The organism is Aeromonas sp. FDAARGOS 1419, from assembly GCF_019047045.1.
GTDB classification, from domain to species: domain Bacteria; phylum Pseudomonadota; class Gammaproteobacteria; order Enterobacterales; family Aeromonadaceae; genus Aeromonas; species Aeromonas veronii.
Genome location: NZ_CP077209.1, coordinates 1,227,895 through 1,249,048, shown reverse-complemented (window position 1 = coordinate 1,249,048; position 21,154 = coordinate 1,227,895). Strand labels below are relative to the sequence as shown.

The following is a 21,154-nucleotide window of genomic DNA, read 5'->3' as shown; positions in this document are numbered from 1 at the left end:
GTGGCCTGCATCGGAGGCAGGCCACATTTTCAGCTATTTTCCGCCACCAGCCTCATCGGTTGAGGCGCATGGAGTTGGTTACCACGATGAGTGAGCTGAGCGACATGCCCGCCGCCGCCAGATAGGGGGGCAGCCAGCCGCAGGCCGCCAGCGGCAACACCAGCAGGTTGTAACCGATGGACCAGGCGAAGTTCTCGATGATGATCTTGCGGGTACGCATTGCCAGCACTCTGGCCTCGAGCAGTCGGCTCAGGTCATCGGCCAGCAGGATGGCATCGGCGCTGTTTTTCGCCAGATCGGTGCCACCAGCCATGGCAAACGAGGCGTGAGCGCCAGCCAGTACCGGCGCGTCGTTGATGCCATCGCCCACCATGATGCTGATATCCCCTTGGGCTTCCCGGGCCTTGAGGTAGGCCAGCTTGCCATCGGGTGAGACCCCCTTGACCAGCTCATCCACTCCCAGCTCGCGGGCAATCTCTTCTGCTTGCAGAGAGCTGTCACCAGTCAGCACGGTAGTTTGCAGACCTGCTGTCTTGAATGCCGCGATCAGTGCCCTGGCATCGGGGCGCAGGGTATCTTCCAGATTGAAGCGGGCCAATACCTGCTGCTCGTCGGCCAGATAGATAGCCAGACCGCGGCCGCGTTCTTGCGCCGGATCCAGCCCAAGCCAGCGGGCACTGCCGATGCGGTAGCGTACGCCATTCACCAGCGCTGTGATGCCGTGACCGATGACCGGGGTGATCTCGCGGGCGGATGGCAGCACACTGATACTGTCGGCGGGCAGCCGGAAGGCGCGGGCAATGGGGTGTTCGGATTGCGCCTCCATGGCCCGGGCGATGGCGAGGCATTGCGTCTCGTCCATCTCTGCCAAGGTGGTGGTGCCTGTCAGACTGATCTCACCTGTGGTGAGCGTGCCAGTCTTGTCCATCACGATCCGGTTAGCCTTGGTCAATATATCCAGCACATGGCCACGGCGCAGCAGGATGCCGTTGCGGGTCAGATTGGCGGTCGCCGAGGTCAGCGCTGTCGGGGTGGCCAGTGACAGGGCGCAGGGGCAGGTGGCAACCAGCACGGCCAGCGCGATCCAGAATGCCTGTTCCGGTTGGTGGAAATGCCAGAAGGTCCAGACCGCCGCGGCAATGATCAGCAGCACCAGAATAAAGTGGCGCGACAGCTGATCCGCCATCTGGGCGATGGCCGGTTTATCATCGAGAGCGTGATCCTGCAGCCGCATGATCTGGGCGATCCGCGACTCTTCAATACGGTGGCTGACCCGGATCTGCAGCGGCGCATCCGTGTTGATGGTGCCGGCATAGACCTGATCACCACGCTGTTTGAGCAGGGGCAGCTGTTCACCGGTCAGCATGGATTCGTTGAGGCTGGCTTGTCCTTCGACAATGATGCCGTCCGCCGGCAAGGTGGCGCCAGCCAGCACACGTACCCGATCGCCGACCTGCAAGGTCTTGGCCGCTACCTCATGTTCCCCTTCCTCATCGATGCGGGTCGCCATGATGGGCACCAGTCTGGCCAGGTTGGAGCTTGATTCCGACGCCTTGCGCCGGGCCCGCAACTCGAGAAAGCGCCCCAGCAGCAGGAAGAAGACGAACATGGTGATGGAGTCGTAATAGACCTCACCGGTATTGAACACAGTGGCCCACATGGAGGCAACAAAGGCACCGATCAGCGCAAGTGACACCGACACATCCATCGACAGATGGCCCTGTTTCAGGCTGCGCCAGGCACCCACGTAAAAGGGCTGGGCCGAGTAGATCATGATGGGGGTGGAGAGCAGCAGGCTTATCCACTTGAAGTAGACCATGAACTCATCTTCAACGCTGATGAAGAGATCCATGTAGAGGGCCACGGCGCACATCATCACCTGCATCGAGCCCAGCCCCGCCAGTGCCAGCCGGAACATATAGCTGCGCACCTCTTTGGCGTAGAGCGCCTCCTGTTGATGGGTCTGGAACGGGTAGGCACGATAACCGATCTGGGCAAATCCCTTGAGGATGTCACTCAGGGAGAGCTGGTCTGGATCCCACTTGATGCGGGCCCGGTGGGTGGTGGTGTTGACGTTGATGTAGCGCAGGCCGCCAAGGGTCATCAGGTGGCGTTCGATAAGCCAGGCACAGGCGGCGCAGGTGAGCCCTTCAACTGTCAGCTGGATTTCGCGAAGGGTACCGCTGTCGGTGACAAAATCCTGTTGCACTTCTGCCAGATCGTAGTGGGTGAGGGCGGCCAGCTCTTCGGGTACCAGATCTCCCTTGGTACCGGGGGCGGTGCGGTGATCGTAGTAACTGGCGAGGCCGCACTCCATGATGGTTTCTGCCACAGCCTGACAACCGGGGCAGCACATGGGGCGAACAATCCCCTTTATCTCGAGGGAATAGCCACTATTGGTGGGTACCGGCTCGCCACAGTGAAAGCAGGGGGTCATGCGTTATGCCTCCCTGAATGCAGAATGCAAGCAGCAGGGGCGCTGGCGAGCACCGGCTCGCCACAGTGAGAACAGCCGGTCATGGCTTAGCGTCCTTTCGGGTCGAGTTCGACAGGGGCCAGGGTGGGCAGCTGGACGGTCTCTTGCAATCGCCACTCGTGATCGAAGGCATCGACCCGAATGTGCCACTTGCCGACCAGCGGCTTGTCGAAATGGAGACGATAGGTGCCGCTCGCATCGGCGGTGATCATGTGTTCGCTGTCCTGACCGGCCAAGGTCGGGTGAAACAATGAGAGATAGAGAGCTTGCCCGGCAGGAATGTCACCGCTGATGGGTTTGAGGGTCAGCTCGTTGCCGTCAACCTCCAGCCCAAAGCGGATATTGAGCGCTTCGGAGCGGTCAAACTTGCTCAAGTCCTGATTGATCTCTTTCCCTTGTTTGTAATAGTCCTCGGCCACCAGATTGACCCCATCCTTGCTGGCGATGATGGCGGTGGCGATGCTGCCGACAACGGCGGCAGAGGGGAGGGCGATGATAAACCAGGGCCAGAATTGGCGATACCACGGTTTGGATAGAGGTTGGGTCATGATTGCTACTGCCATGAAACGAATGATTAACGTGGAAGATGGTTTTTACGCAACACAAGATAACAAAAAGCCTCGAGGAGTCGAGGCTTTTTGCTGTGTAATCACGTGTTTATCACATGTTACAACGTTACGGGCGAACCTTATTTGGCAGACTGTTGATGAGACAGGCTGTAAACGTAGGAGGCCAGCAGGTGAACCTTGTCCTCACCCAGAATATCTTTCCAGGCTGGCATCACGCCGTGACGACCATGGGTGATGGTTTGCACCACCACTTCGCGGGAGCCACCGTAGAGCCAGGTGTTGTTGGTCAGATCTGGCGCACCGACGGCAACACCGCCCTTGGCATCGGCCCCGTGGCAAGCTGCGCAGATGGCAAAGCGTGCTTCACCTTTCTTCGCTTCCACCAGGTCGACCTTGCGACCGGAGAGGCTCAGCACATAGGAGGCCACTTCCTGAACACCATCTTTGCCGAGGATTTCACCCCAGGCCGCCATGATCCCCTGACGACCGCCCATGATGGTGGTCTTGATTTGATCAGGCTGGCCGCCCCATTGCCATTCGCTGTCGGTCAGGTTCGGGAAGCCGCGGCCACCACGGGCATCGGAGCCGTGGCACTGGGAGCAGTTCTGCAAGAACAGACGCTGACCCACTTTCAGGGCTTCCGGATCCTTGGCGATCTCGGTGATGGCACGATAGGTTTTGCCATCCGCTTCGTAGGTGAGTTCACGGAACTTGGCGCCGTAGATCTCGTCAGCCTTGGCGACCTCGCGGTCATACTCCACTGCGCGACCTTCGGCCTTGGCCGATTCGGTTGCAGCCTTGGACTCGGCCAGCGAGCGCACATCCTGGTTGGAACTTTGCCAGCCCAGCAGGCCTTTGAAGTTGCCAAGCCCCGGGAAGGCGACCAGATAGACCAGACCGGTGACTATGAAGAAGAGGAACATGTAAGTCCACCACTTCGGCAGCGGGTTGTTGATCTCCTCGATGCCATCGAAGGAGTGACCCATCGATTTGCCTTCTTCAACACCCATCTTGTCCTTGCGGCACCACATCAGCAGCAAGAAGCAGCCGAGGATGGTTCCCAGACTGATGACAGTCACAAAAATGCTAAACAGAGTGCTCATTATTGTTTCGCTCCTGCGTTCTTTTTATCAGCACCGGGTTGCTCATCATCGGCAAAAACCAGATTGGCAGCCTCGTCGAAAGAGGTCTTGCGGCGTTTGCTGTAGGCCCAGACGATGATGCCAATCATGATGGCCATCAACAGCAGGGTATACAGACCGCGAAATGTGCCGTAGTCCATCTTCGCCTCCTTATTTCAGGGCATGACCCAGTGATTGCAGATAGGCCACCAGCGCATCCAGCTCGGTTTTGCCCTTGACGGCTTCGCCCGCACCCTGAATATCGGCGTCGGTATAGGGCACACCGAAGTGATCGCGGAAGAGCACCAGCTTCTTGGCGGTCATCTCGCCGGTCAGCACATTGGTATCAAGCCAGGGGTAGGCGGGCATGTTGGATTCCGGTACCACATCGCGCGGGTTGATCAGGTGAACCTTGTGCCACTCGTCGGAGTAGCGGCCACCAACACGGGCCAGATCCGGACCAGTACGCTTGGAGCCCCACAGGAAGGGGTGCTCCCAGACGCTCTCACCGGCGACCGAGTAGTGACCGTAACGCTCGGTTTCGGCACGGAACGGACGGATCATCTGGCTGTGGCAGTTGGTGCAGCCTTCGCGAATGAAGATGTCGCGTCCTTCCATCTGCAGAGCGGTGTAGGGCTTGAGGCCCTCCACCGGCTCGGTGGTTTGCTTTTGGAAGAACAGCGGAGTGATTTCAACCAGGCCCCCCAGACTGATGGCGAATATGATGCCGACCACCAGCATGGGAACGCTTTTTTCAAATATTTCGTGACGGTTATTGTTGCTCATGGGTTGACCTCTTCAATCATGCTGGCTGGGCGACAGGTTCCAGAGAACCTTTGGGCGCAGTGATGGTGCGATAGGCGTTGTAAGCCATCAGCAACATGCCGGTGACGAAGAAGCAGCCTCCCAGGAAGCGCACGAAATAGAAGGGATAGGATGCCTGCAGCGCTTCAACGAAGCTGTAGGTCAGGGTGCCGTCTTCGTTGACTGCACGCCACATCAGGCCCTGCATCACGCCGGAAATCCACATGGCAACGATGTAGAGCACTGTGCCCACAGTCGCCAGCCAGAAGTGAACGTTGATCAGCTTGACGCTGTACATCCGGCCCTGGCCGAACAGGTTCGGGATCAGGTGATAGACCGCACCGATGGAGACCATGGCAACCCAGCCCAGCGCACCGGAGTGAACGTGACCGACGGTCCAGTCGGTGTAGTGGGAGAGGGCGTTGACGGTTTTGATCGCCATCATCGGGCCTTCGAAAGTCGACATGCCGTAGAACGACAGGGAGACGATCAGGAAGCGCAGGATGGGGTCATAACGCAGCTTGTGCCAGGCACCGGAGAGGGTCATGATGCCGTTGATCATGCCACCCCAGGAGGGCACGAACAGGATCAGGGACATCACCATGCCCAGCGACTGTGCCCAGTCTGGCAGTGCGGTGTAGTGCAGGTGGTGCGGACCGGCCCAGATATAGAGGGAGATCAGCGCCCAGAAGTGGACGATGGAGAGGCGATAGGAGTAAACCGGACGACCGGCCTGCTTGGGCACGAAGTAGTACATCATCCCCAGGAAGCCGGCGGTCAGCAGGAAGCCTACCGCGTTGTGGCCATACCACCACTGCACCATGGCGTCCATGGCGCCGGAGTACATGGAGTAGGACTTCATGCCGGAGAGCGGCACTTCCATATTGTTGACAATGTGCAGCACCGCAACGGTGATGATGAAGGCGCCGAAGAACCAGTTCGCCACATAAATGTGGGAGGTGGTGCGCTTCATCAGGGTGCCGAAGAAGACGATGGCATAGGCGACCCATACCACAGTGATGGCGATATCAATCGGCCACTCCAGCTCGGCATACTCTTTGGCGGAGGTGTAACCCAGCGGAAGAGAGATGGCGGCAGAGAGAATGATTGCTTGCCAGCCCCAGAAGACGAAGGTTGCCAGCGGGCCACCAAACAGTCTGGTTTGACAGGTGCGCTGCACCACGTAAAACGAGGTGGCCATAAGTGCACTGACGCCGAAGGCGAAGATCACTGCGTTGGTATGGAGGGGCCGCAGACGACTGTAAGTCAGCCACGGGGTCTCGAAGTTGAGGGCAGGCCAGATCAACTGGGCTGCGATCAGTACGCCAACCGACATGCCGACAATTCCCCAGACAATCGTCATGACGGTAAACTGGCGAACAACGGTGTAGTTGTACTCAGGATGGTTAGTTGTATGGCTCATCGTTATATTCCGCTTCCGATGCTGCTGTTGTTTGGTTTTGTATCCGGAGAACCGGACTGGCTTCATCAGCCACCGCCGACCAGTTGTTAACATCTGTTAACGAAAGGAAAAGCAAAAGATGGCTAAATGAAAACTGCATGGGAATGATACTGAAGTGACAGGTAAAATAACAGTATAAACAGTGATATATTTGGCTCCGTCCGGTCTCGATATGGCAGTTTTTTACCTTGTTCGAGATCACAAAAAACTATTTTAATTGCATCTTAATCGGGCTGTTTTTGATGAAAGAGAGACTTACCGCACGTAAAGTTTTGCACCTCGTACTGGTGTTGGCGCTGTTATTGGCGCTGATGGCCTATCGCACCTGGTTTTCGGCCGATCAAAGCGTCTCTGCTGACCAGAAAAAAGATCAGATTTGTGATCTTTCCCACACCCCTTGCAGCGCGCTGATTGGTGACAAGCCGCTGACGGTCGCCATCAAGGAATTACCGCTGCGCGCCGAACATGACTTTGCCATCGCTATTACCGGCGGCGATCCGGCCGTCAAACCGGTGAAGGCGACACTCGAAGGCAAAGATATGTTTATGGGCACCATTCCGGTGAGCTTTGAAGAAATAGACGGACAGTGGCAGGGGGTAACCCAGGTGGGGAGCTGTACATCACCCGTCATGATCTGGTTGTTAAATATCGAGTGGAGTAATGGTCAACGCCAGCAATTGGCGCTTTCCGTTACCCGGGAATAACGGCGCAAGAGGTGGGGAGTGGAAAAAATATTTGAAATTTCCCGGCCAGGCGTTACCTTCCCCAAACCATCAGGGAGTGAAGTTCATTTAATCATGATTGAAAAACAACCGTTTTATCGCACCCTCAACCAGCAGGCCAAGGCGCTGCTGGAGGGGGAAACCGATCTTATTGCCAATCTGGCCAACCTCTCCGCACTGTTGAATCAGGAGCTGGAGAAGATCAACTGGGTCGGTTTTTATCTGTTGCAGGGCGAGACCCTAGTATTGGGGCCATTTCAGGGCAAACCGGCCTGCGTGCGGATCCCGGTCGGCCGCGGGGTGTGTGGTACGGCAGTGGCAGAGGGGAAAACCCAGCTTATTGACGATGTCCACCAGTTCGACGGTCACATCGCTTGTGATGGCGCGAGCAACTCGGAAATCGTGATCCCGGTGCGCCGTGGTGGCGAGATCATCGGGGTACTCGATATCGACAGTCCGATTTTTAACCGTTTCGACCAGCAAGACCGGATTGGCCTCGAAGAAACGGTGCAAATTTTGGAAAGCATGCTCTAAGTCATTGCTAGATGGTTCGCAAAAGGCCCCAAGCTCTCTATAATGGGGCCTTTGTTGTGCTCGGGACGTGCCCGTGCGTTTATATGAAAGCCAAGGTTATACATGGAAAACACTGAGAAGCTGAAGAACAGTAAAGAGATCGTTGCCTACCTGGTCGAGAAATTCCCGGCCTGCTTCGTTGCTGAAGGAGAGGCCAAGCCGCTCAAGATTGGCATCTTCCAGGATTTGGCCGAGCGTCTTGCTGACGATGCCAGAGTCTCCAAGACCATGCTGCGTTCCGCACTGCGTCAATACACCTCCAGCTGGCGCTACCTGCACGGTCTCAAAGCTGGCCAGGCTCGCGTTGATCTGGATGGCAACCCGGGCGAGCTGCTGACCGAAGAGCACATCGAGCACGCCAAGCAAGCTCTGAAAGAGAGCAAAGAGCGCGTATTCGCCAGCCGTCGTACCAATACCAAAGAGAAGGATGAGAAGGCCAAGAAGCCCCGTCGTCCTGCTGTGCGCAAAACCGAGAAAGCTGATGTAGCTGCCAAGCCGAAAGCTGCCGCCAAGGCACCGGTCGCTGACGCTCCGCTGGTTAAAGTGGATGCCGCTACGCTGAAAGTGGGCCAGGATGTGCGCGTCGTTATGGGTAAATTCCCGGTTCCGGCAACCATCAAGGAAGTAACCAAGGACGATGTACAGGTCCAACTGCAGACCGGCATGATGGTGCGGGTCAAATCAGAGCACTTGGTTCTCTAAGGAGACAAATGTTGAAGCATGGCGTAATTCGTTTTTCCCTCGTTGCCTGTAGCCTGGCGCTTGCCGGGCTTGCACAGGCCATCGAGCCGGTGCTCAAGGAGAGTGATTTGCCTGTGTTGGCTCAAGAGAGCCAACATGCTACGGCCAGCAAGCGAATTACCAATCTGTTTACCCGCTCGCACTACAAACAGTTCAAGCTGGACGATGCCTTTTCCTCCGTGATTTTCGATAAATATCTGGAGAATCTGGACTACAGCCGCAACCTGTTTTTGGCCTCTGATATCAGCCGTTTTGAAAAGTACCGTAACGGTTTTGACACCGACCTCGAAAGAGGCCGTCTGGCTCCCGCCTACGAGATGTTCAACCTGAGTCAGCAGCGGCGTTATGAGCGGTTCGAATACGCCCTCAAACTGCTTGATACTCCTTTCGATTTTACCCAGACCGACAACTATGTGTTTGATCGGGAAGGGGCGGCTTGGCCCAAAGATGAAGCAGAGCTCAACGAGCTGTGGCGTCAGCGGGTCAAGTTCGATGCCCTGAGCCTAAAGCTCAGCGGCAAGGAGTGGCCCGAGATCAAGGAGCTGCTTGGCAAGCGTTACAACAACGCCATCAAGCGGATGTCCCAGACCGAGAGCGAAGATGTCTTCCAGCTCTTCATGAACTCCTTCGCTCGCGCCATCGAACCGCACACCAGTTACCTCTCACCGCGCAGTGCCGATCGTTTCAATACCGAGATGAACCTCTCGCTGGAGGGGATTGGTGCCGTGTTGCAGGCGGAAGATGACTTTACCGTCATCCGTTCTCTGGTGCCCGGTGGCCCGGCTGCCAAATCCAACCACCTCAAACCCGATGACAAGATCACCGGGGTGGGGCAGGAAGATGGCAAGATTGTCGATGTGATCGGCTGGCGTCTCGATGACGTGGTCGAGCTCATCAAGGGGCCCAAGGGGAGCAAGGTCAAGCTGGAGATCCAGCGCGGCAAGGGCGCAACTGCCAAGACCGAGCAGATCGAACTGACTCGCGACAAGGTGCGCCTTGAAGACCGGGCTGCCAAGTCCAAGGTGATTAACGCCGAAGGCAAGAAAATTGGCGTCATCGAGATCCCGAGTTTCTACGTCAATCTGCACGATGACGTGATCAAGGAGCTCTCCAGCCTGAACAAGAAGAAGATCGATGGTCTGATCATCGATCTGCGCGGTAATGGCGGCGGCGCCCTGACCGAAGCTTCCGCCCTGAGCGGTCTCTTCTTTGCCAGCGGTCCCGTGGTGCAAATTCGTGATCACATGGGCCGTATCACGGTCAATGGCGATGACGATGGCAACGTCTACTACGGCGGCCCCATGTCGGTGATGATCGACCGCTACAGTGCCTCGGCCTCCGAGATCTTCGCAGCTGCCATGCAGGATTATGGCCGCGCGTTGATTCTGGGTGAAAACTCGTTCGGCAAGGGGACGGTGCAGCAGCATCGCAGCCTCGCCAAGGTCTATGACTTCTACGAGCAGCCGCTGGGTCACGTGCAGTACACCATCGCCAAGTTCTACCGGATCGACGGTGGCAGCACCCAGAACAAGGGCGTTGCGCCGGATATCAGCTTCCCGACACCGGTTGCTCCGGAAGAGACGGGCGAAAGCCGTGAGTTCAATGCGTTGCCGTGGGACAAGATTGCCTCCGCCAACTACGAGAAACTCGGCAACTTCGCCAGCGTACTGCCCAAGTTGCAGGCGGCGCACGATGCCCGGATCGCCAAGGATCCCGAGTTTGCCTATGTGATGCAAGACATCGCCGACTACAAGGAGGAGAAAGACAAGAAGTCGGTCTCCCTCAACGAGGCGGAGCGTGTTGCAGAGCAGGCGAGACAGGATGAGAAAGCGCTCAAACGTACCAACGAGCGTCTGGCACGTCTTGGCAAGCCGGCGGTGAAGAGTCTGGATGAGCTGCCCGCTGATTTTGAAGCGCCGGATGAGTATCTCATCGAAGCGGCCAATATCACGGCAGATCTGGCCAAGGTCAGCAAACGCAGCTGACAAAGCGACCTCCAATGCACAAGGGCGACTGCGGTCGCCCTTTCTTTTTGTCTGGCTTATCTGGCGTAATGCAAATTGTTTGACCCCGCCAGTTGGTTGTGACAGCCTCTTTCTCGCCTTTAACAAGCGTGGAAGCAGACAATAATGACCGATCACTCCCAGGCCATGACGGCCAAATATCGCCAGGATTATCAGGCGCCGCTCTACTGGATCGACACTATCGACCTCGATTTCCAACTGCAGGAGCCGCTGACCCAGGTCACTGCCATCACCCGCATTCGCCGCAACGGCGAGCACAATGCGCCGCTGGTCCTCGATGGCGAGCAGCTGACCCTCAAGAGCATTGCCATCGATGGCATTCCCTGTGACCACTACGAGCAAGGCGAGAGCAGTCTGACCCTGTTCAACCTGCCGGCCGAATGTGTGCTGACCATTGTCACCCTGCTGGATCCGGCCGCCAACACCGCACTCGAAGGGCTTTACAAGTCTGGCGATGCCTACTGCACCCAGTGTGAAGCTGAGGGCTTTCGTCGCATTACCTATTATCTGGATCGCCCCGACATTCTGGCGCGCTACAGCACCCGCATTACCGCCGACAAAGCCAAATATCCCTTCCTGCTATCCAATGGCAACAAGGTCGACAGCGGTGATCTGGATGGCAGCCGTCACTTCGTGCAGTGGCAGGATCCTTTCCCCAAACCGAGCTACCTGTTTGCGCTGGTGGCCGGTGATTTCGATGTGGAGCGCAGCCACTACACCACCAAGAGCGGCCGCAAAGTGGCCCTCGAGATCTTCGTCGACAAGGGCAACCTCGATCGCGCCGGTTTTGCCATGGAGAGCCTCATCAACTCCATGCGCTGGGACGAGCAGCGTTTCGGCCTCGAGTACGATCTCGACATCTACATGATCGTCGCGGTGGACTTCTTCAACATGGGCGCCATGGAGAACAAGGGGCTAAACATCTTCAACTCCAAATTCGTGCTGGCCAATCCTGCCACCGCTACCGACAGCGACTACCACGGTATCGAACGGGTGATCGGTCACGAATATTTCCACAACTGGACCGGCAACCGCGTCACCTGCCGCGACTGGTTCCAGCTCAGCCTGAAAGAGGGGCTGACGGTATTCCGGGATCAGGAGTTCTCCTCCGATCTGGGCTCCCGCGGCGTCAACCGCATTAACAACGTGCGTACCGTGCGCGGCCCGCAGTTTGCCGAAGATGCCGGCCCCATGGCGCATCCGATCCGCCCGGATGTGGTGATCGAGATGAACAACTTCTACACCCTGACCGTCTATGAGAAGGGGTCGGAAGTGATCCGCATGATGCACACCCTGCTAGGTGAAGAGGCCTTCCAGGCCGGTATGCGCCTCTACTTCGAGCGTCACGACGGCTCGGCCGCCACCTGCGATGATTTCGTGCAAGCGATGGAGGATGCGTCCGGTGTGGATCTCGGTCGTTTCCGCCGCTGGTACAGCCAGTCCGGCACGCCCGAGCTGACTGTGACCGACGAGTACGATGCCGCCAGTGGTATCTATCGCCTCCATGTGAGCCAGCACACCCCGCCGACTCAGGATCAGCCGCAGAAGCTGCCGCTGCATATCCCCCTCGACATCGAGCTCTATGACGAGCAAGGTGCCGTCATTGCACTGCAATATCAGGGCAAGGCCATCGGCAACGTGCTCGATGTGCAGGAAGCGAAGCAGACCTTCGAATTCGATCAGGTGCCGGTCAAGCCGGTGCCCTCCCTGCTGCGGGACTTCTCCGCACCTGTCAAACTGCACTATGACTACAGCGATGAAGCGCTCGCCTTCCTGATGCGCTTTGCTCGCAACGAGTTTGCCCGCTGGGATGCGGCCCAGATGCTGATCAACAAGGCGGTCATCGACGGGGTGGCACGGGTCCAGCACGGGCAGGGGGTTGAGCTATCCCAAACCCTGCTTGCTGCCTTCGTCGCCATTCTGGACGACAGCGATCTCGATTTGGCCCTCAAGGCGGAGATCCTGGCGCTGCCGGGTGAAGCGACCCTGGCCGAGTTGTTCGAGGTGGCCGATATCGATGCCATCCATCAGGTGCGCGACGCGATCCACACCCGTCTTGCCGAGGCCTTTGGCGCGCGCCTGGCGACTTCCTATCAGAGCCTGCGTCTGAACGGTTATCATGTGGTGCACGCCGACATGGCCAAACGGGCCCTCAAAGGGGTGGTGCTCGGCTATTTGGCGGCGCTGGATGCGGAGCATGCCGATGCGCTGGCGCGCGAGCAGTACGCAACCGCCGACAACATGACCGACACCCTGGCGGCGCTACAGGTGGCCAACGGCTATCTGCTGCCATGCCGTGCCGCGCTGCTGGCCGATTTTGAAGGCAAGTGGGCCAAGGATGGACTGGTGCTGGACAACTGGCTGCGGCTGATTGGCAGCAAGCCGGCTGCCGATGTGCTGAGCGAAGTGAAGCAGGCGATGAGTCACCCCACTTTCAGCATTCGCAATCCGAACCGGCTGCGGGCGCTGATCGGCAGCTTCGCCATGAGCAATCAGGTGCAGTTCCATGCGGTGGATGGCAGCGGTTACCGCTTCCTGACCGATCTGCTGATCGATCTCAACGAGGTGAATCCGCAGGTGGCCTCCCGTCTCATCACTCCGCTTATCCAGTTCAAGCGACTGGATGAGGCGCGCAAGGCCCTGATCCGCGCCGAGCTGACCCGTCTTGCCAACCTTGAGGGGCTGGCACGGGATCTGTTCGAGAAGGTCAGCAAGGCACTACAGCAGTAAGTGTTGACGGGGCAGGGGCGTGAATGCGCCTGCCCCTATTGTGTGATTTGTCGTGTGATCAGGAGCAAGCGTGAAGCAGTTTACTTTTCGGCTCTCATTGAGCAGTGACGAGGTGATGCTGATGTATCAGGGCCATGCCAGACGGCTGGTGGTGCGCAGCGAACAGGGATTGACCCTGGAGCTTGGCATAGAAAAAATACGGCCCTTTGTCGCCATCAATGGTGTGCATGGCTATTTTCGGCTGAAAACCCAGGACGATTACCGCTTTATCAGCCTCGAACGCATAAATTAACAAAAATCGAACAGATTACCGACGGTTTATCTGCTTTGCCTCACTATCTATCCGGTAAACTGGCACAAAGGTAGTGGGAATTTCTGTATTTTTGGTTATTTGCAAAATTTCTCACAGTTTAAGCCGTGATCTGTACCTTGTTTTTAACATCTCGTTAGCACCTTTCCTCGCCTTCCCTTATCCAAGCCATTACACTTCGCAACAACTCTGCACCAGCGGGTAACCAGGGTGGTTGCCTCTGCGTCGGTGGTTAATGTCGTCCGATAAGGAATATAAAAATGGCATTGAAAGACGCCCCTACCTCAGTTCTGCTCGAAAACGTTCTCAGTCTGATCCATCAGAAGTTGCCCAAAAACAGTGCCTCTTTGGTCGAGCGCTTCGTTGCCAAGTTCTACGGCAACATGGCGAGCTCCGACCTGCACGATCGCAATGACAGCGATCTCTACGGCGCGGCCCTGAGCCTGTGGAATGCCCTCAATCAGCGCAGCGGTACCGATCCCTACATCCGGGTCTACAATCCCGAGCTGACCCGTCACGGCTGGCAATCGCCCCATACCATCGTCGAGGTGATCCTGCAGGACTCCCCCTTCCTAGTTGACTCCATCCGGATGGCGCTTAAACGGCTCAATATCACCGCCCACATGATGCTGCACCAACCGCTGCACCTCATTCGTGGAGCGGATGGCAAGATTGACGCCATTCTGGAGCTCGACAACACCGACGGGCAGACATCGGTTGAAACAGCATTCCTTATCGAGATCGATCACCTCACCAGCGAGGAGCAGATGGCCGCGCTGGCTACCGAGCTCAACTCGGTGGCCGGGGAAGTGGCGCTGGCAGTCGGCGACTGGCAGCCCATGCTGGCCAAGCTCAATGAGATCATCGACGAACTGCCCAAGCGCAAGCACCCGGTCAGCAAGGAGGAGGTGGCCTCCTGCGTTGCTTTCCTCAAATGGGTAGCTGCCCACAACTTTACCCTGATGGGGTATCGTCGTTACGACGTCAAGGCGGTGGAGGGGGATCACGAGATCCTGCCGCAGGCGAGCTCCAGCCTTGGGCTGATGAAGAACTCCATCAAGGAGGTGGGCCAGCGCCTTGGCAACATGCCTGCCAGCGCCCGTCACGCCGCCTTGAGTTCTGATCTGCTGATCCTCACCAAATCCAACAGCAAGTCCCGGGTACACCGTCCGGCTTATGTGGATTACATCGGCATCAAGCGCTTTGACGAGCATGGCAAGGTGATCGGGGAAGATCGCTTCATCGGTCTCTACGCCTCTTCCATCTACAACACCAGCGCGACCCAGATCCCGCTCATCAGCCATCGCCTCGAACGCATCATGGCGGCCTCCGGTCATGAGAAGGGCTCCCACGCCTACAAGGCGCTGCTGAACGTGCTGGAAACCTATCCCCGTGACGAGCTGATCCAGGCCCGTGAAGAGGAACTGCTGGCTACCGGCCTTGGCGTGCTGGAGATGCAGGAGCGGGACATGCTGCGGCTGTTCGTGCGCCGCGATGTGTACGGTCGTTTCTTCTCCTGCATGGTCTATGTCACCAAGGAGCGCTACAACACGGCGCTGCGGATCAAAACCCAGCAAATTTTGCAGAAATATTTTGGCAGCAATGAAGAGGTGGAGTTCAACGTCTACTTCACCGAAGGCGTGCTGGCGCGGACCCACTACATAGTGCGGGTCAACAACAACAACGTGGATGTGGATGTGAACGAAGTACAGAACAACCTGATTGAAGCGGCCCGCAGCTGGGACGACAGACTCGACTCCGTGCTGCTTTCCCACTATGGCGAGGCCCGTGGCAACGAGCTGCGTCGCCGTTTCAGTACCGCCTTCCCCCGTGCTTACAAGGAAGATGTGCTGCCTGGCTCTGCCGTGGCCGACATCATGGCGCTCGATAACCTGAGCGAAGCCGAGCCGCTGGGCATGCTGTTCTACCGCGCGCAGGAGGAGGAGAACGATCGTCGGGTACGGCTCAAGCTGTTCCACCGCACCGAGCCCATTCACCTCTCCGACGTGCTGCCGATGCTGGAGAACATGGGACTGCGGGTGATCGGCGAGACTCCGTATCAGGTTCGCACTCCGGGCGGCGATCTGTTCTGGATCCTCGACTTCTCCATGCTGCTGCATGGCGAGCAGCCCTTTGATCTGGCCCAGAGCCAGCAGCGCTTCCAGCAGGCGTTTGCCGCCATCTGGAACAAGCAGCTGGAAGATGATGGCTTCAACCGGCTGGTATTGGGGGCGGGTCTCACCGGCCGTCAGGTCTCTGTGCTGCGAGCCTATGCCAAATACATGCGCCAGACCGGCGTCTCCTTCAGCCAGTCCTATATCGAAGAGACCCTGACCCGCTACCCCGATATCGCCCAACTGCTGTTTACCCTGTTCGAACAGCGCCTGGATCCTGCCGGCAAGCAGGACGCAAAGGTACAGGCCAAGCTGCACGAGGAGCTTGCCGCCAAGCTGGATCAGGTTGCTAACCTCGATGACGATCGCATCATTCGCCGCTATGTGGAGATGATTGACGCTACCCTGCGCACCAACTACTACCAGCTGGACAAGGCGGGCAACATCAAGCCCTACATCTCCTTCAAGTTGGCGCCGTCCAGCATCACCGACATGCCGCTGCCGCTACCCAAGTTCGAGATCTTTGTCTACTCGCCACGAGTGGAAGGGGTACACCTGCGCTGGGGCAAGGTGGCTCGTGGCGGTCTGCGCTGGTCCGATCGCAAAGAGGACTTCCGCACCGAAGTACTGGGTCTGGTGAAAGCCCAGCAGGTCAAGAACACCGTCATTGTGCCGGTGGGGGCCAAGGGCGGTTTCTACTGCAAACAGATGCCGGTGGGGGCGCCCCGTGCCGTCATTCAGGAGGAGGGCAAGGCCTGTTATCGCCTGTTTATTCGTGGCCTGCTCGATGTGACCGACAACATCATCGGCGGCGAGGTGATCCCGCCCAAATCCGTGGTGCGTCACGACGAGGATGACTACTACCTGGTGGTTGCTGCCGACAAGGGCACGGCGACCTTCTCCGACATCGCCAACGAAATAAGCCTCGAATACGGTCACTGGCTCGGCGATGCATTCGCCTCCGGCGGCTCGGTTGGTTACGACCACAAGAAGATGGGCATCACCGCCCGCGGGGCCTGGGAGTCGGTCAAGCGCCACTTCCGCGAGATCGGCGTCAACTGCCAGACCACCGATTTTACCTGCGTGGGGATCGGCGACATGGCTGGCGACGTGTTCGGCAACGGCATGCTGCTCTCCGAGCACACCCGGCTGGTGGGCGCGTTCAACCACATGCACATCTTCGTTGACCCAACCCCGGATGCGGCCAAGAGTTTTGTCGAACGCCAGCGCCTGTTCGATCTGCCGGGTTCCAGCTGGGATGACTACAACCGCGAGCTGATATCACAGGGGGGGGGCATCTTCCTGCGCTCGGCCAAGTCCATCAAGTTGAGCCCCGAGATGCAGACCCTGCTCGGTACCGACAAGGCCAGCATGGCGCCGAACGAGCTGATCAAGGCGCTGCTTTGCCTCAATGTCGACCTGCTGTGGAACGGCGGCATCGGCACCTATGTGAAGAGCGCTCGCGAGAGCGATGCCGAGGTGGGCGATCGCAGTAACGATGCTCTGCGGGTCAATGGTCGCGATCTGCGGGCCCGTATTGTGGGTGAGGGGGGCAACCTTGGCTTTACCCAGCTCGGTCGGGTGGAGTACGCCAGTCAGGGCGGTCGCATCAACACCGATTTTACCGACAACGTCGGCGGTGTGGATTGCTCCGACAACGAGGTGAACATCAAGATCCTGCTGAACCAATTGGTGGCGGCAGGGGATCTGACTCTCAAGCAGCGTAACCAGATGCTGTATGAGATGACCGACGACGTGGCGCAGATTGTCATCACCAACGCCTATCGCCAGTCCCAGTCCATCTCGGTCACCAGCTTCCGCGGTTCTGAACAACTCAAAGAGCAGCAGCGCTTTATTCAGGGGCTGGAGCGGGAAGGCAAGCTCGATCGTGCACTGGAGTTCCTGCCATCCGATGAGGAGCTCTCCGAGCGGATGGCGGCAGGGCAGGGACTGACCCGCCCCGAACTGGCGGTGTTGGTGGCGTACGGCAAGATGGTACTGAAAGAGCAGCTCAACTGCCCGGAAGTGACCGACGAGCCCTTCCTCGCCAACATGCTGGTCACCAGCTTCCCGGCCAAAGTACAGCAGCAGTTTGGTGCCCAGCTGGCCGATCACCCGCTACGCGGCGAGATCATCGCTACCCGGGTGGCCAACATGCTGGTTAACGACATGGGGCTCAACTTCGCCAGCCGGATGAAGGACGAGACCGGTGCCTCGGTCGCCGAAGTGGCCTGCTGCTTCGCCATGGCCCGCGAAGTGTTTGGCATGAACCAGTTGTGGCGCGATATCGAAGGGTGCGACAACCTGGTGGATGCCCAGACTCAGCTCGAGCTGATGTTCTACAGCCGCCGCATTGTGCGCCGTGCCACCCGCTGGTTCCTGCGTGCCCGCAATCGCAGCTGGAGCATCAGCGAGAACATCGCCTTCTTCCGTCCTGCGTTCGAGACCTTAGGGAAGCACCTCTACGAGGTGATGGATGAGAGCGAAGTGGCCGAGCATCGTCAGGCTGTTGCCAAGTGGATGGATAAACAGGTGCCGGAGGCCATTGCCCGTCAGGTCGCCCATATGAGCAGCCTCTTCTCCAGCCTAGATCTGGCGCAGATTGCCGCGGAGCACAAGACCGATATTCTGCGCGCCGCCAATGTTTACTATCGCCTCGGGGCCAAACTGGATCTTCACTGGTTCCTCGACCAGATCAACCATCAGCCGGTCGGCAACCACTGGCAGGCGATGGCGCGAGCCTCCTTCCGCGAAGATCTGGACTGGCAGCAACGCAGTCTCACTTCTGTGGTACTGGAAGGGTGCAAAGATCAGGGAGAATGCGCTACCATACTGGCCGACTGGATTTCGGAGCATGAGCAACTCTTGTCCCGTTGGACCCACATGTTGGCCGACTTCAAGACCACCAGCACCCACGAGTTCGCCAAGTTCTCGGTGGCCTTGCGAGAGTTGAACCTGCTCCAGTTGAATTGTCGGGCACTTTAATTGCCAGATTAAGGCATGACACCGACATTACACCCAAAGCCCCGGCCAGTCGCCGGGGCTTTCTTTAAGGAGCAAAGATGTTGTACCCCATCGCCAGGCATTTCCTGTTCAAGCTCAATCCGGAACAGGCTCACGATCTCTCCATGAAATATTTGCCCCGCCTTCTCGGTACGCCACTCGATTGTTTCTTCCGCCAGAATTTGCCGAAACGCCCCGTCACTGTCATGGGGCTTTCTTTTGCCAATCCGGTGGGATTGGCGGCCGGTCTGGATAAAGATGGTGAGTGCATTGACGCGCTGGGCGCCATGGGATTTGGCTTTATCGAGGTAGGAACCGTCACCCCCAGACCCCAGAGCGGCAATGACAAGCCGCGCCTGTTCCGGGTTATTCCGGCAGAGGGGATCATCAACCGGATGGGATTCAACAACAAGGGGGTGGATCATCTGGTGGCCAAGGTAAAAGAGGCCAAATATCAGGGAGTCATCGGCATTAATATCGGCAAAAACAAAGACACTCCCATCGAACAGGGCAAGGATGATTACCTGATCTGCATGGATAAGGTTTATGATCATGCCGGTTATATTGCCGTCAATATCTCTTCCCCCAACACCCCGGGTTTGCGTTCGCTGCAATATGGCGAGGCGCTGGATGAATTGCTGGCAGCCCTCAAGGTACGTCAGCAAGAGCTGGCCGCCCAATATAAAAAGTATGTGCCGCTGGCGGTTAAAATTGCCCCGGATTTAAGCCTTGAAGAAATAGATCAGGTGGCCGCGTCGCTGGTACGGAATGGTATTGATGGGGTTATCGCCACCAATACCACCCTCGAGCGCGAGATGATTTATGACATGCCCCACGCCGGTGAAGCGGGTGGCCTGAGTGGTCGTCCGCTGCAGCACAAGAGTACCGAGGTGATCCGTCATCTGGCCAAGGCGCTCAATGGTGCTCTGCCAATTATCGGTGTGGGTGGTATTGATAGTGCCATGGCCGCCCGTGAAAAATTGGCCGCCGGTGCCAGTCTGGTACAAATTTATAGCGGCTTTATTTATAAAGGGCCGGGGTTGGTCAAAGAGATTGTGACCAATATTTAAGAAATAGATGGCGGGGCCCTTTATTTGACGTTGCTGATTTCCTGCATATGGAATAAAGTCAACTGGTAATTATCAAGTAAGGGCTCCAACATGTTTATCCAACCGACCGATAGCTGGCAATGGCACTATGATGCCCAGAGTGACCGTCTGATGTTGGACCTGTCTGATAACATGTTATTTGCGACCGAGTATAAAGGGCGGCAATTGGTGCCCAGCTCGTTTACGACCCAACCTTTTTGTGTCGATGATGCAGCCCTCTATTATCAGTTGATGGATAAAGCAGTCGAACTTGAGTGGAGTATTCCCCATCAGGTTCAGTTGGTGCTTAATGCCATCGCGGTCAGTCGTTTTTATAAACCCCTGATGCCGCAAAGCTGGTTTTTTAGTGAACAGCATCCGCAAGTGATCCCGCAAAACGGTGATCTGGTCTTGATGAATACACCTCATGGCAACGGCGAATTTATGGTCATTGAGACAGGGGAGCAGGCCAGCGTCTGTTTGAACCTCACTGCCGATCTGGTATTGACCACCAGTAAAACTCTGCCGCGTTTCGGGGTGATCAAGGTGATGAATAACCGGATGAAGCCGCGTATTACCGTGACCGAGCAATATCGTCAGGTCAGTTGATATATATTCATCAATCTTTTTATCTCTGTGATTACACCGCTGCCTGTTTTAACTGTGGACACCTCAATCGCGCCTCGTTTCTGATCCTTCATTGATCCGCGAACATCTTGCCCATTCTCATTGATCTTCATGGTTGTGATCCAGCCTCTCTGAGGCTTATTACATCCACTTGTACCTTGTGTTCTGACCCACGCAGTATCTTGGTCTTCCGTGCTGCAAGCATGGTGTCTCATTCTTGTTTCGTTCTGCTTGCCTAGTGCCTCCACCTCGCTATCAACACATCACTCACTGCTGCGATTTTCTACATACGACATTTTATGCTTGAAACGAGAGCTATTCTCACTTACATTTTGTTATAACATAACAAAATGGAGTTACCATGAAGCCTCATATTCATCCTGATTATCGTTTGGTGCTGTTCCATGACACGGCAGCAGATGCCTTTTTCCTGGTCGGGTCAACCATCAAGAGCGATCGCCGCTATACGTGGCAAGACGGGAAGGAGTATCCCTACGTATCGCTCGATGTTTCCAGCCAGTCGCACTCGTTCTATACCGGCAAGCAGAAGCAGGTATCGAGTGAGGGGAGTGTGGCCCGTTTCAACAAGCGCTTTGGCGCATTTTCAAGCAAGAAGGAGTCCTGAATGCAGGTCGTCTGTTCACTCAAATCCGCAAGGGCGCGTCATCCCGATTGTCAGTTGGTGCGTCGTCGGGGCAAATTGTTCGTGATTTGCAAAAGCAATCCCCGCTTCAAGGCTCGTATGAAGTGATCCGCTAAATGATGTCTGGCCCCATGATCTCGCCATCGG

At 57.1% G+C, this 21,154-nt stretch carries 18 protein-coding genes; 11 read left to right on the top strand and 7 right to left on the bottom strand.

Going from position 1 to position 21,154, the window contains the following annotated elements; translation table 11 throughout:
* Window positions 1-52: 52 nt before the first annotated feature.
* The 6 genes from I6L49_RS05455 to ccoN form a co-directional block, all read right to left on the bottom strand.
* Entirely contained in the window at window positions 53-2,437 is a 2,385-nt protein-coding gene (locus I6L49_RS05455) for a heavy metal translocating P-type ATPase (protein WP_216950801.1), read from the bottom strand.
* Between the two features lie 86 nt (window positions 2,438-2,523).
* Complete coding sequence (locus I6L49_RS05450) at window positions 2,524-3,024, bottom strand: FixH family protein (protein WP_115521478.1); 501 nt, start codon at window positions 3,022-3,024, stop codon at window positions 2,524-2,526.
* Between the two features lie 140 nt (window positions 3,025-3,164).
* On the bottom strand, window positions 3,165-4,148 hold the full coding sequence (gene ccoP, locus I6L49_RS05445) for a cytochrome-c oxidase, cbb3-type subunit III (protein WP_021230094.1): 984 nt from the start codon (window positions 4,146-4,148) through the stop codon (window positions 3,165-3,167).
* Entirely contained in the window at window positions 4,148-4,327 is a 180-nt protein-coding gene (locus I6L49_RS05440) for a CcoQ/FixQ family Cbb3-type cytochrome c oxidase assembly chaperone (protein ID WP_005336620.1), read from the bottom strand. The genes ccoP and I6L49_RS05440 overlap by 1 nt, the downstream gene beginning before the upstream one ends.
* Before the next feature lie 10 nt (window positions 4,328-4,337).
* Window positions 4,338-4,952 carry a cytochrome-c oxidase, cbb3-type subunit II gene (gene ccoO / locus I6L49_RS05435; protein WP_216950800.1) on the bottom strand — a complete coding sequence of 205 codons (615 nt, stop codon included), beginning with the start codon at window positions 4,950-4,952 and terminating at the stop codon, window positions 4,338-4,340.
* A gap of 16 nt (window positions 4,953-4,968) precedes the next feature.
* On the bottom strand, window positions 4,969-6,393 hold the full coding sequence (gene ccoN, locus I6L49_RS05430; protein WP_005336616.1) for a cytochrome-c oxidase, cbb3-type subunit I: 1,425 nt from the start codon (window positions 6,391-6,393) through the stop codon (window positions 4,969-4,971).
* Between the two features lie 281 nt (window positions 6,394-6,674).
* Here ccoN and I6L49_RS05425 point away from each other — a divergent pair, with 281 nt between their 5' ends.
* From I6L49_RS05425 to I6L49_RS05385, 9 genes are all read left to right on the top strand, one after another.
* A complete protein-coding gene (locus I6L49_RS05425; protein ID WP_216951597.1) occupies window positions 6,675-7,136 on the top strand; it encodes a hypothetical protein in 462 nt (153 codons plus the stop codon).
* A gap of 93 nt (window positions 7,137-7,229) precedes the next feature.
* Window positions 7,230-7,688 carry a GAF domain-containing protein gene (locus tag I6L49_RS05420; RefSeq protein WP_216950799.1) on the top strand — a complete coding sequence of 153 codons (459 nt, stop codon included), beginning with the start codon at window positions 7,230-7,232 and terminating at the stop codon, window positions 7,686-7,688.
* A gap of 102 nt (window positions 7,689-7,790) precedes the next feature.
* Complete coding sequence (proQ, locus tag I6L49_RS05415; protein WP_005351923.1) at window positions 7,791-8,429, top strand: RNA chaperone ProQ; 639 nt, start codon at window positions 7,791-7,793, stop codon at window positions 8,427-8,429.
* An 8-nt stretch (window positions 8,430-8,437) separates the two neighbouring features.
* Window positions 8,438-10,453 (top strand): carboxy terminal-processing peptidase, encoded by a 2,016-nt coding sequence (gene prc, locus I6L49_RS05410; RefSeq protein ID WP_194496439.1) that lies wholly within the window; start codon window positions 8,438-8,440, stop codon window positions 10,451-10,453.
* Between the two features lie 144 nt (window positions 10,454-10,597).
* Window positions 10,598-13,222 carry an aminopeptidase N gene (pepN, locus tag I6L49_RS05405; RefSeq protein ID WP_216950798.1) on the top strand — a complete coding sequence of 875 codons (2,625 nt, stop codon included), beginning with the start codon at window positions 10,598-10,600 and terminating at the stop codon, window positions 13,220-13,222.
* Window positions 13,223-13,292: 70 nt separating this feature from the next.
* Entirely contained in the window at window positions 13,293-13,514 is a 222-nt protein-coding gene (locus I6L49_RS05400; RefSeq protein WP_033136823.1) for a DUF2835 domain-containing protein, read from the top strand.
* Between the two features lie 278 nt (window positions 13,515-13,792).
* Entirely contained in the window at window positions 13,793-18,631 is a 4,839-nt protein-coding gene (locus tag I6L49_RS05395; RefSeq protein ID WP_216950797.1) for an NAD-glutamate dehydrogenase, read from the top strand.
* Between the two features lie 77 nt (window positions 18,632-18,708).
* Window positions 18,709-19,719 (top strand): quinone-dependent dihydroorotate dehydrogenase, encoded by a 1,011-nt coding sequence (pyrD, locus tag I6L49_RS05390; protein ID WP_005336601.1) that lies wholly within the window; start codon window positions 18,709-18,711, stop codon window positions 19,717-19,719.
* Between the two features lie 90 nt (window positions 19,720-19,809).
* Window positions 19,810-20,346: a cell division protein ZapC gene (locus tag I6L49_RS05385; protein ID WP_216950796.1), complete on the top strand. Its 537-nt coding sequence runs from the start codon at window positions 19,810-19,812 to the stop codon at window positions 20,344-20,346.
* Here the strand turns inward: I6L49_RS05385 and I6L49_RS21020 are convergent.
* Complete coding sequence (locus I6L49_RS21020; RefSeq protein WP_254127550.1) at window positions 20,334-20,477, bottom strand: hypothetical protein; 144 nt, start codon at window positions 20,475-20,477, stop codon at window positions 20,334-20,336. The genes I6L49_RS05385 and I6L49_RS21020 overlap by 13 nt on opposite strands.
* 248 nt (window positions 20,478-20,725) lie before the next feature.
* Here I6L49_RS21020 and I6L49_RS05375 point away from each other — a divergent pair, with 248 nt between their 5' ends.
* Together I6L49_RS05375 and ykgO are read left to right on the top strand one after the other, a co-directional pair.
* Window positions 20,726-20,989 carry a type B 50S ribosomal protein L31 gene (locus tag I6L49_RS05375; protein WP_005336598.1) on the top strand — a complete coding sequence of 88 codons (264 nt, stop codon included), beginning with the start codon at window positions 20,726-20,728 and terminating at the stop codon, window positions 20,987-20,989.
* The gene (gene ykgO / locus I6L49_RS05370) at window positions 20,990-21,115 is read left to right on the top strand and encodes a type B 50S ribosomal protein L36 (RefSeq protein ID WP_005336596.1); all 126 of its coding nucleotides are present in this window, start codon (window positions 20,990-20,992) and stop codon (window positions 21,113-21,115) included. It abuts the gene before it with no gap.
* The last annotated feature ends 39 nt before the right edge of the window (window positions 21,116-21,154 follow it).

Bases quoted from the DNA above. Each gene is read 5' to 3' on its own strand.
- ccoO (WP_216950800.1), bottom strand. From the start codon at position 4,952: ATGAGCAACAATAACCGTCACGAAATATTTGAAAAAAGCGTTCCCATG.
- I6L49_RS05420 (WP_216950799.1), top strand. From the start codon at position 7,230: ATGATTGAAAAACAACCGTTTTATCGCACCCTCAACCAGCAGGCCAAG.
- I6L49_RS05440 (WP_005336620.1), bottom strand. From the start codon at position 4,327: ATGGACTACGGCACATTTCGCGGTCTGTATACCCTGCTGTTGATGGCC.
- ccoP (WP_021230094.1), bottom strand. From the start codon at position 4,148: ATGAGCACTCTGTTTAGCATTTTTGTGACTGTCATCAGTCTGGGAACC.
- I6L49_RS05385 (WP_216950796.1), top strand. From the start codon at position 19,810: ATGTTTATCCAACCGACCGATAGCTGGCAATGGCACTATGATGCCCAG.
- pyrD (WP_005336601.1), top strand. From the start codon at position 18,709: ATGTTGTACCCCATCGCCAGGCATTTCCTGTTCAAGCTCAATCCGGAA.
- pepN (WP_216950798.1), top strand. From the start codon at position 10,598: ATGACCGATCACTCCCAGGCCATGACGGCCAAATATCGCCAGGATTAT.
- I6L49_RS21020 (WP_254127550.1), bottom strand. From the start codon at position 20,477: ATGAAGATCAATGAGAATGGGCAAGATGTTCGCGGATCAATGAAGGAT.
- I6L49_RS05450 (WP_115521478.1), bottom strand. From the start codon at position 3,024: ATGACCCAACCTCTATCCAAACCGTGGTATCGCCAATTCTGGCCCTGG.
- I6L49_RS05375 (WP_005336598.1), top strand. From the start codon at position 20,726: ATGAAGCCTCATATTCATCCTGATTATCGTTTGGTGCTGTTCCATGAC.
- ykgO (WP_005336596.1), top strand. From the start codon at position 20,990: ATGCAGGTCGTCTGTTCACTCAAATCCGCAAGGGCGCGTCATCCCGAT.
- prc (WP_194496439.1), top strand. From the start codon at position 8,438: ATGTTGAAGCATGGCGTAATTCGTTTTTCCCTCGTTGCCTGTAGCCTG.
- I6L49_RS05395 (WP_216950797.1), top strand. From the start codon at position 13,793: ATGGCATTGAAAGACGCCCCTACCTCAGTTCTGCTCGAAAACGTTCTC.
- proQ (WP_005351923.1), top strand. From the start codon at position 7,791: ATGGAAAACACTGAGAAGCTGAAGAACAGTAAAGAGATCGTTGCCTAC.
- ccoN (WP_005336616.1), bottom strand. From the start codon at position 6,393: ATGAGCCATACAACTAACCATCCTGAGTACAACTACACCGTTGTTCGC.
- I6L49_RS05425 (WP_216951597.1), top strand. From the start codon at position 6,675: ATGAAAGAGAGACTTACCGCACGTAAAGTTTTGCACCTCGTACTGGTG.
- I6L49_RS05455 (WP_216950801.1), bottom strand. From the start codon at position 2,437: ATGACCCCCTGCTTTCACTGTGGCGAGCCGGTACCCACCAATAGTGGC.